A 9,387-nucleotide genomic window follows, 5' to 3' on the forward strand; every position below is an offset into this window, starting at 1 on the left:
TGCTCCGCACCCGTCTTCTGACCTCGCCGCATGTCCAGCTCCTTCGGTCCTGGCTGATCCTCTCAATCAGCCCGGTCCAAAGCCAGCCAGTCACGTCAGTCGAGTTCGTTCACCGCCCATCGACCGGGGGTACCGGCGTCGAGAAGGGCGGGATGCGTCTTGGAACACAGCGCGTAGCTCGTTGCCGTCCCACCTCCACGTCGCGGCGTGCGCCGGTCGTAGGAGCCGCCGGGGTGCTGGGATCGCCAGGACTTCGTCACCACTCGGAACAGGGCTCCGTCGCGGTCGGTGCCAACGAGGTCCTTCTCCTCGATCGAAAACCACGAGCACATGTCCATGTGACAGCGGCCGGGGATGACTTCGGCCGCTTGGACGGGGGCCACGCCCTTGATGAACCCGAGGAGGATGAGGGCGCCGAGCGCAAGCTGTGAGGTGATACGTCCGGGTTTGAGACAAGCGTGCATACGGGAGATCCGGTGGCTCGATTGCAGGGTGACGCCCTTGGGAAGGAATGCCTGATCCATGTGGCTATAGCCAGTGGTTAGCTAGACCGTATTCGGACCTGATCCTGCCCTATGAAGGGGCGGGAATTGGTAGCGTGGAACTTGCGGCGCTTGCGGGTCGAGCGCGGGGTGAGCCAGGAGCGGCTGGCAGCTGATGCCGGTATCGATCGCGCGTACCTCGGTGGGCTGGAACGTCAGGTCGAGAACCCGACCGTCGATTTGCTCGATCGGGTCGCTGGTGTGCTGAACGTGCCGCTGGGTGATCTGTTCGTAGCACCGGCCCCCGGAGAAGCTCCACCGCGGCCGCTACCTGGCGGGCGCCGTCGCTGAACCAGCCTCACCACGGCAGCTGCGGCACGGAAAGCCAGACCTCATCCTTCTCGGCGCTCGTCCATTCGAGCGAGAACCCGAGTGTCTGCCGCCCAGCATTGGCGAAGACCTCGGCCTCGCACACCCGGGCGGGCAACTGGGTGGTGTCGCGTACTCCATCGAGGTGATGCCGCATGAAGCCGAGGCGCAGAACCTCGAGGCCGGTCGCACGAGCGGCGGAGGCCTGTTCGATCGTCTGCTTGAGAAGCTTGCGGGTGAATGGGCTGTCGCAGACCGGCAGAACGCCCGGCGTGAGGCCGGCTGAAAGACGGGGCTTCGTGAAGTGAAGCCACAAGGCGCCGGCGCCGATCAGAGTAGCGATGGCTACGATGAGGAAGGTTCGAATGGGACATGGGTGATCGCTCAAGGAAAAGCTCGCGCTGTTCAGACATCGGACAGCTGAGCTTCACGAAGGGTATCCAGATTGGAACAGCGCTCTTGGACGAGTTGCCGAATGAAGAGACCGCTGTGCGCCAGGAGCGGACCCCAGTGCACCGCCCGAAACCGGACACTCACTTCAGGTAGACTACCTTCCGGTGTCGACCCCCAGCCGAACCTGCGTGGCGGCCGACGAACGACCGCTTTAGAGCCGTTCCCGTTGAGATTGAGTCGGGGTGGCGGTGAGGAGCGTGGTCTGATTCGATGGCATGCTTTCGAAGGAGAGCACCATGCCGTCAGCTCTGTCAGTCGATTTGCGCGAGCGAAACATCGAAGCGGTCGAAGCGGGATCGTCGCGGCGGCAGGCAGCGGAGCGCTTCGGTGTGGGGAAGGCCAGCGCGATCCGTTGGCACGCGCGCTTCCGCGACAGGGGTGAGATCGCGCCCAAGCCCGCAGGTGGCGACCGGTCCCCGCCTGCCATCGAAGCCTATGCCGAGACCATCTTGGAGATCTGCCGCGCGCATCCGCAGATCTTCCTCCGGGAGTTGCGCGACACGCTGGCCGAGCAGGGTATCCGAACCAGCACGAGCGGGTTGTGGCGGTTCTTCGGTCGTCACGGCATCACCCGTAAAAAGGGGCTCTTCACGCCACCGAGCAGCAGCGGGAGGATGTGAGCGCCGCCCGGAGCGCGTGGTTCGACGTCCAGCTGGATCTCGACCCGGACAGCCTCGTCTTCATCGACGAAACCGCTGCCGCGACGAACATGGTGCGGCCCTACGGTCGATCTGAACGGGGCGAGCGCTGTCGCATCTCCGCTCCGCACGGGCACTACAAGACCACCACCGTCACCGCTGCCCTCCACACGAGCGGGCTCGTTGCCGTCGCCCTGTTCGACGGAGCAACGAGCGGCGAGCGCTTCCTGGCTTACATCTCCGACACGCTAGTCCCGGTTCTGAAGCGTGGCGATACGGTCATCCTCGACAACCTGAGCGTCCACAAGGTGGCCGGGGTGAGGGAGACCATTGAGGCGGCGGGTGCCCGCCTCCTCTATCTCCCGGCCTACAGCCCGGACTTCAACCCGATCGAGCAAGCCTTCGCCAAACTGAAGGCACTCCTGCGAACGGCGGCGGCGCGCACCGTCCCAGACCTGTGGGCCGCGATCCGAAACGCCTTCAAAGCCTTCCGCCCACACGAATGCCGAAACTACGTCGCCGCTGCTGGATACGACGCCTTCGACCCAACATGACCGGCAATGGCTCTAGCCCGCGAACGCAGCTCGGTCAGCGAGGGCTGGCTCAGCGTACCAACGGCGTAGGTTGGGCCCGTCCCGACTCGGAGAAGGCGACCGTCGTGTACCAACAGCCGCGCTTGCGTTTCAGGGTACGTCGTTTCCCGAAAGCCGGTAGTCTTCTCGAACCAATCCATTCTCAGCCCCCCCTTGGATGGTGTTCGTATCGGTACCGTGCCGCATGCGGTTTGGACGAAGCTGACGCTCAGAACAGACCGATGACGCTGAGATGGACCTCATTTCTGTCGGCGCTGGTCCAGGTCAGGATTGTGGTAGCGGTCTCACGGCCGGCGTTGGTATAAATCTCCGCCAAGCAGGTCCGCTGCCCCTCATACTCGTTGATGCCGGGGAAGGCGTCGCGCAGACTTCCGACTTTCTGCAAAACGATGCCTTGGGTGCGCGCGGCGGGAGAGCCGCTGACGGCTTGAGCGAGCATGTGCCGCGAGGGCGGGCTGTCGCAGGCCGGCATCTGCCCCGGGGTGATGGCGAGCAGTGCATCGCGAGCGCTTTGGCGTGGGATCAAAAGAACGGTGCCGATGCAGGCGATGAGGAAGACGACGAAGGCGTAGCCCCGCCAACCCTCGGCGTGCATAGCCGTGAGCATGCCCCGCCAACTCTGATCCTCCACCGTGACTACCTCGTCTGCTGCTGTCGGCTCCTCATTCGCGTGAGGACGAGGAAGTTTAGTCGAAGAGGGCATTAGGCTTGGCCAGTCGGCATCGGGGGCTCAGTAGGCGAGCGACCAAGGCTTACGCCCTTCGTTGGGATGGGCGGAGATCCTGAACTCAGCTGTGACAGGGCCTGCCTCGCATTATGTTGAATATATTCTATGGTTTCTCTGCTGCCAAGCTGGCGCTGTCCCGGCCATGGATGGACGTGCGCGCGTGGCGTAGCACCTGCGGCGGCTGCGGGTAGCGCGGGGCTTCAGCCAGGAGACGCTGGCCGTCGATGCGGGCGTTGACCGCACTATGTCAGTGGGATCGAGCGCGGCAGCTTCAATCCGACCGTCGAGGTGCTGGAGCGGTTGGCAATGGCCCTGGGCTGTGACGTGGCGGAGTTCTTTGTGATTCCGCAGGCGGATAATTGAGCGCCCTCCCCTCTTCGCCCCGGGCGTAAGAAGGCCTGAAGCGCTGCCTTAATTGGTGGGATGGCTCAACAACGGCGATGCAACCGGATGCGCTGAGCGGCAATGTAAAGAAGAGTGCTCTCCTCACGCCTAACGTAGAGAAGGCGATATCTGGGGATGTCACGGAGAAGGGGTATGCCCTGATCTGAGGTCCCCACCCCGTTCAGTCAGAAGCGGTCTCTCGCCTCCTCCGCAACAATCTAATCCACTAAACTTGACGAAGAGCCGCTTTCCAGGAGTAGGCCAAGGGCCCTTATCCAATTTCAGCAGCTCTTGGTCAGCACGACGCGGCCACCTCAGAACGAGAGTTTCATCCCGCCCACGATGTTGCGCGGTGCGCCAGCGAAAATCGAACCGGGCGTTGCGGCGAGGACAGCGGCGCCGTTCTGAAGTCCCGTTCCAGCATTTAGCGTGTTGGCGAGATTGAGGGCGGACGCGACATAGGTGCGATCGAGGACGTTGCGGACTTCCAAATAGACGTTGACGCGTCTGGCAGACGGGCCGGGCAGCTCGGCAGCGTAATGCACGTTGGCGTTGAGGATCGTGTAGCCGGGGGCGGTCAGCAGGTTGGCCGTGTCGATGAAGACATCGTCCTGCGCCACGGCTTCCAGGAACGTTCCAAATCCACGAAATGGGCCGCCGACCTGCTCGTAGCCAATTCGCGCCAGTCCGTGATGGCGGGGAACGCCCGGGATACGCTTGCCGGCCTGGTCGAACGCCGCGGTCAGCTTGCCCGCGCTCAGGCTCTCGACGAAGCGGGTGTAGACCTGATCGTCGAACCCGTAGGAAAGGGTGGCGCGCCAACCCGAACCAAGAGCCCATTCGCCACCAAGTTCGAGGCCGCGATGCAGCGAAGCCGGGGCGTTGAACGTGGAGGTGAGACGGCCGGCGCCCTGCGACTGAGTGATGAGTTCGTTGCGAAAGGCCTCCACGAAGCCTGTGAGGCTGATGCGCAGTGGCTCCACCGGGGTCCAGTCGATGCCGAGGTCGGAGCCGAGCGCCTCCTGCGTTCGCAGGCCTGTGTTATTGCCCGGAAGGCCGGCGGCGGTCACGAACAGGCTGGTTGCGCCCGGATCCGAGTAGCCAGTCGCGACCCGGCCCCGGAATGACCATTCGAGATTTGGCCGGTAGACGAGGGCGAGTTCCGGCGCGAGGTTGAACCGGTCGCGGTCGACGATCACGAGCGACTCGGTTCGACCGGCGGTGGAATAGCCGTAGGCGGCGTTGCGGCCGGTGATCCCGGTTCGTTCGGCGCTGATCCCCAGCACCCCGGTCCAGGCATCCGACAGGGCAATGTCGGTCCGGGCCCGCCCGCCGAGATTTGATTGCACAGCAAATTGTTCGCCGATGAAGGCGCCCAGGGCTGGCCCGCCCGTCGGCGCCCGATTGAAGACGGTCGAGTGGGAATCGACGGTGCTGTAGGCGAGGGTCATGGAACTCACGGCGGGCAGGCCGAACCATGTGCCGCGCCGGCTGAGGTCGGTGAGGAGGTTCCACGACGGAAAGCTGCCGCGTACGGAAGTGGTGTAGAAGGGCTGGTCGAAGTTTCGCTCGTCGAAACCGGCCTGGACGCGCCACGTGGTCGCCGCATCGAGATCGTGTTCGAACCGGGCGGCCACGATGGTGCGGCGGTCGTCACGCCCGAAAGCCGCCTGACTCGCCGTCACCGGGACCGTGGCCCCGAATGCTCCATTCGCGAACAGATTGGTCAGGACGCAGCCGGATGCGGCCGTGGCGGCAGTCTCGCAATGGCGCTGGAACGGGTTGATCCGGTACTGGTCGCGGGACGCGCGGGCGGGTAAGTCGGCCTGGATGGTGTTGTTGATCACCTTCAGGGTGAAGCGGGTGTCCGGGGTCAGTGTGTAGCGCGCGGTGAGATCAACCGTTTGGATGTCGTAGGCGGTGGTGTCCTGGACGCTGCGTCCGCGCGCGTCGCTCGTGAACAGAGCGATCTCCACTGGCCCGCGCACGCCCCCGACCGTGAAATAGCGGTTGAGATAGCCGAAGCTGCCGGCATCGGTGCCGATCTCGTAGCCGTCGATCTCGCGACCGGTGCGGGTGCGCAGGGCGATGGCTCCCCCGGTCGCGTAGTTTCCGAACAGCGCAGATTGCGGCCCCCGGAACACCTCGAGGCCGGCATACGCGCGGGGATCGACGAGGTCGAGGCGCGAAACGCCGTCGGGCTGGGTCAGGGGGAAGCCATCCTCCAGGATTACGGTGTTGCGCATGACCCGCCCGGCCCGGGCATTGCTGCCACGGATGGAGACGATCACGTCGCGCGCGCCGTTGTCCTGCCGCAGGACGACGCCCGGACTGTCGAGAAGGACCGTGCCGATCGTCGGCGCCGCGCGGTTCGCGATGGTCCCCTCGCGGCCGATGCGCGTGACGGATTCCCCCGTCGTACCTTCCACGGCGGCAGGCGCCGAACCCTTAAGCGAGACGGCCCCAGGGGCGACACGGCCCGGCGCCGTATCGGCGACAATGGACAACTCGGCGAGAGTGGCTTGATTGCCCGCCCCGGACGCTTCGGCGCCGATCGGTATGACGAGAAACAGAAGGGCGCCGCCGATCCTCACGTCGCCCAACACGTCAGAGGGTTCGCAGATCGACCGTAGTCCGTTCCGGAAAAAAACTCAGTCGCGGAGGCGCTCATTGTCTTGCACAAAGCTCTTCGAGCGGTCGAAATCGCCCCGAATGATTAAAGGTCTACTAGAATTTTGCGCGTTACGACGGTCGTTTGAATCGTTAAATTCGAGTTTCCACCGAATCGCGTCGCGCGGCCGAGATCCCGATGCAATCGATGCTATCGGTGATATTTCTACACGCTGTCGCTGATTTTTATCGTTCACATTCTCTTGTTCTGCCGCCTAGGGCTTCCGATCCGGCTTGTCGTCCCATCCGGCATGGTGAAGAACGCCGTCCCCTCCGGACGGATGTAGTCTGAGAAAGGCGCCGCAGCGCGTCCCGAATAGGAACGCCGTCATTCCCGCACCCGCCTCACACGAACGTCGATCCGTCATCCGCGCGTCGCCGATCCGCCTCTGGCCCGGCGTCTACCTTCTTGCGGCGACGCACCTCATCGCCTTCGCCGACCGGTTCCTGATCACCCTCGTGGCCCCGGCCATGAAGACCGCGTTGGGATTAAGCGACTTCGAGGTCGGTCTTGTGCAAGGTACAGCGTTCGTAGCGGTGTTCGTCCTCGCCTCGATCCTATGCAGCGGGCTCGTCGACCGCCTCCATCGGCCCCGCTTCATCGCGGCTAGCATCCTGGTCTGGAGCGCGGCATCCGTGGCCTGCGGTCTCGCGACCTCCTTCAGCGAGCTGATCGGCGCTCGTATGCTGCTCGGCCTCGGCCAAGCCTGCCTGACACCCTTGGCCCTTTCCCTCATCGCCGAGCGCCAGGGGCGAGCCCGGCTCGGGCGCGGCATCTCCATCTACACCGCCGGGGCCACCCTCGGCCGCAGCTCCGCTCTCCTGGCCGGTGGCGGTCTGCTCGCCGTCCTGCCGGCGACCATCGCGTTCGTCCCGCCCTTCGGCCCGTTGCCGCCCTGGCGGGCGATCTTCGTCCTGAGCTGCCTTCCCAATCTCGTTCTAGCGACACTCTACCTCGTCCTGCACGACCCGGACCGCGTGCAGACGTCAAGGCAGGATCGACCGCGTCGGCATGCGCTTGCTTGGCTCGCCCGGCACGCCCGGCGCTATGCTGCCCACACCGTCGCCAGCGCCGCGACGATCCTCATCGTCCAATCCGTCAACGCCTGGGCCGTGGTCCTCTACGTGCGCCGCTTCGGCCTCAGCATGGCGGAGGCAGGCAGTGCCTTCGGCCTCGTCGTAATCCTGGCGGCTCCGATGGGTCACCTGGCGGGCGGCTGGATCATCGATAGGCTCGCACGATCCCGTCCGCGCACCGCCGCGATCCGAGTTCTCGCCGGGTGCCTTGCGATCACCCCACCCATCGTGGCCGTGTTCGGCCTATCAGATCGCGTCGCGGTCTCCTTAACGGCGCTCGCGGGCCTCATCTTCCTACTCGGCCTCGCCGCGCCCGCCGGTCTTCTCGGCCTCCAGACCATGACACCGAAGCCCCTGCGCGGCCGGATCACCTCTCTGTTCATCGCCGTCGTCACGACCGTGGGTTTCGGCATAGGGCCACCCTCGATCGGTGCCTTGAGCGACCGGCTGTCTGACAATGGGGGGATCGGGCTGGCCATCGTCGTCGTCGTGACCGTCGCCGCCCTCCTGGGGTTGAGCGGCGCCCTGGCGGGGCTGCGCCGCCGCGCGTAACGTGGACACTCGGAAAATACGTCTTCGCTCGGTCGAACGATGGGACGGAACCCGGATGGGATGAATGTGGTTCGAAATTAGCCGGGATGGTATGGTATCGCCCCGTCGGGTTTACGGGCCGTCGCCCATCCTTCCAAAAACAGGCCATGCTCAGACGCGCCGCATCGGACGAGTTCGAAACCTACCACGATCTCTATTCCGTCGCGTCCTCGGTCTCGCGGGTTGGTAATAGGTTCGAGGCGACCGTCATAGGGCGTCGCGCCGCCGGATTGTTCCTGTTCGATCGGCAGGTCGTCGGGGTAGTCCACCAGCGGGAGGGCTCGCGAGCCCGGCGTGATGGACTCGAGCATCTGAACCTTCAGGTATTGCGGTCGGGCCGTATGCTTGCCGGCGCGCCGGGGAACGAGCGCCTCCTCGCCGCCGGCGACGTCGTTCTGTTCGACACCACGCTTCCGCAACGTACGGTCCTGCACGACGCCGACTTCGTCACCGTTGCGTTGTCCCGGGAAGTCGTCGAAGCCGTGGTCCCAAACCTACGCAGTCTTCACGGTGCCGTTCTCTCGAGGAAGGCCTGCCCAGGGCTCGGCGTGGCCGTACTGTCCCTGGCCCGGGGGGCGTCCGGGTCCGCCGATGCTCCTCTCGGGGGGAGCGCGCTGATTGCCGGTTTGATCGCGGACGGCATGGATCGCTCCGGACGATGCGTCACCGATCGGGATCGCGACGAAGAAGAAATACAGGCCGCACGGCGACTGCGTGCGTCGCTGTTCATCGATGCCCATCTCGGGCGGCACGACCTCGATGTAGGCCTGGTTGCGACCGGCTCCGGGGTTTCCCGCAGCGCGCTCTACCGGGCCTTCGCCCCGGTGGGGGGCGTCAAGGGCGAAATCGTCCGGCGCCGGGTAGCACGCCTACGCTCCGCGATCCTGCGGGGCGACAGGCTTACCCCGATCGCGACCCTGGCGTGGAACCTCGGCTTTTCATCGGCCAGTCACGGCTCGCGCACCTTCGTGGCGGCCTACGGGGTACCACCCGCGCAATTCCGCGACGCCATGCTGCGTCCTGAGGACAGCGCCATGGGCGACCTCAAGGCCGAACACATGCGCGGCTGGGTCGAGGTCCTGAACCGCAAGTCGTCGAAGGCCTAAGACGCCCGCGACCGGCACGAGGCGTATCCGAAGGGACAATGTCTCCAAACCACATCGTCCGTCCCGAACAGTGCGGTTGGCTCCTGCGTGAAGTTTGGGACGCTCAGACAACGCGCAGCTCCGTACACTTCTGTACCAGCGAGGGACGCGCGTGCCTCGATCCTTCCGTCCGAAGGGGAACGGCGACAGCGCGAGTCAGTGGCCTGCCCCCATTCAGTGGCCCAGGTTTGAAGTTAGTGCATCGTCGGTCGTGTGACGATGGCAGGGCGAGCGGACGGCACTGATCCGCTCGGTTCG

The 9,387-nt window shown here is 65.0% G+C and carries 9 protein-coding genes; 5 read left to right on the forward strand and 4 right to left on the reverse strand.

Annotated elements, in window-relative coordinates; genetic code table 11:
• Positions 1–95: 95 nt before the first annotated feature.
• Positions 96–524: a hypothetical protein gene (locus ASF22_RS16445; RefSeq protein WP_056266343.1), complete on the reverse strand. Its 429-nt coding sequence runs from the start codon at positions 522–524 to the stop codon at positions 96–98.
• A gap of 51 nt (positions 525–575) precedes the next feature.
• On the opposite strand from ASF22_RS16445, the gene ASF22_RS23295 reads away from it, so the two are divergent.
• Positions 576–833: a helix-turn-helix transcriptional regulator gene (locus ASF22_RS23295; RefSeq protein WP_082483770.1), complete on the forward strand. Its 258-nt coding sequence runs from the start codon at positions 576–578 to the stop codon at positions 831–833.
• Positions 834–840: 7 nt separating this feature from the next.
• Here the strand turns inward: ASF22_RS23295 and ASF22_RS16450 are convergent, their stop codons facing one another.
• The gene (locus tag ASF22_RS16450) at positions 841–1,239 is read right to left on the reverse strand and encodes a hypothetical protein (RefSeq protein WP_156647818.1); all 399 of its coding nucleotides are present in this window, start codon (positions 1,237–1,239) and stop codon (positions 841–843) included.
• 301 nt (positions 1,240–1,540) lie between these two features.
• Here ASF22_RS16450 and ASF22_RS23300 point away from each other — a divergent pair.
• A protein-coding gene (locus ASF22_RS23300) for an IS630 family transposase (protein ID WP_156647819.1) occupies positions 1,541–2,496 on the forward strand; the annotation gives its coding sequence in 2 pieces (ribosomal slippage) (positions 1,541–1,886 and positions 1,886–2,496; 957 coding nt in all).
• A gap of 247 nt (positions 2,497–2,743) precedes the next feature.
• Here ASF22_RS23300 and ASF22_RS16465 read toward each other — a convergent pair.
• Entirely contained in the window at positions 2,744–3,142 is a 399-nt protein-coding gene (locus ASF22_RS16465; RefSeq protein ID WP_056266351.1) for a hypothetical protein, read from the reverse strand.
• Positions 3,143–3,517: 375 nt separating this feature from the next.
• Between ASF22_RS16465 and ASF22_RS25335 the strand changes: the two genes are divergently transcribed.
• The gene (locus tag ASF22_RS25335) at positions 3,518–3,625 is read left to right on the forward strand and encodes a helix-turn-helix transcriptional regulator (protein ID WP_348271155.1); all 108 of its coding nucleotides are present in this window, start codon (positions 3,518–3,520) and stop codon (positions 3,623–3,625) included.
• Between the two features lie 335 nt (positions 3,626–3,960).
• Here the strand turns inward: ASF22_RS25335 and ASF22_RS16470 are convergent, their stop codons facing one another.
• Positions 3,961–6,075, reverse strand: coding sequence for a TonB-dependent receptor (locus ASF22_RS16470; RefSeq protein ID WP_244474320.1), 2,115 nt, complete (start codon positions 6,073–6,075; stop codon positions 3,961–3,963).
• 622 nt (positions 6,076–6,697) lie between these two features.
• Between ASF22_RS16470 and ASF22_RS16475 the strand changes: the two genes are divergently transcribed.
• Together ASF22_RS16475 and ASF22_RS16480 are read left to right on the forward strand one after the other, a co-directional pair.
• Complete coding sequence (locus ASF22_RS16475) at positions 6,698–7,945, forward strand: MFS transporter (RefSeq protein WP_280137422.1); 1,248 nt, start codon at positions 6,698–6,700, stop codon at positions 7,943–7,945.
• A gap of 86 nt (positions 7,946–8,031) precedes the next feature.
• Positions 8,032–9,090 carry a helix-turn-helix domain-containing protein gene (locus ASF22_RS16480; protein WP_056266359.1) on the forward strand — a complete coding sequence of 353 codons (1,059 nt, stop codon included), beginning with the start codon at positions 8,032–8,034 and terminating at the stop codon, positions 9,088–9,090.
• The last annotated feature ends 297 nt before the right edge of the window (positions 9,091–9,387 follow it).

Source organism: Methylobacterium sp. Leaf87 (genome assembly GCF_001422775.1).
Lineage (GTDB): Bacteria > Pseudomonadota > Alphaproteobacteria > Rhizobiales > Beijerinckiaceae > Methylobacterium.

Bases quoted from the DNA above. Each gene is read 5' to 3' on its own strand.
- ASF22_RS16465 (WP_056266351.1), bottom strand. From the start codon at position 3,142: ATGCTCACGGCTATGCACGCCGAGGGTTGGCGGGGCTACGCCTTCGTC.
- ASF22_RS16445 (WP_056266343.1), bottom strand. From the start codon at position 524: ATGGATCAGGCATTCCTTCCCAAGGGCGTCACCCTGCAATCGAGCCAC.
- ASF22_RS23295 (WP_082483770.1), top strand. From the start codon at position 576: ATGAAGGGGCGGGAATTGGTAGCGTGGAACTTGCGGCGCTTGCGGGTC.
- ASF22_RS16480 (WP_056266359.1), top strand. From the start codon at position 8,032: ATGGTATGGTATCGCCCCGTCGGGTTTACGGGCCGTCGCCCATCCTTC.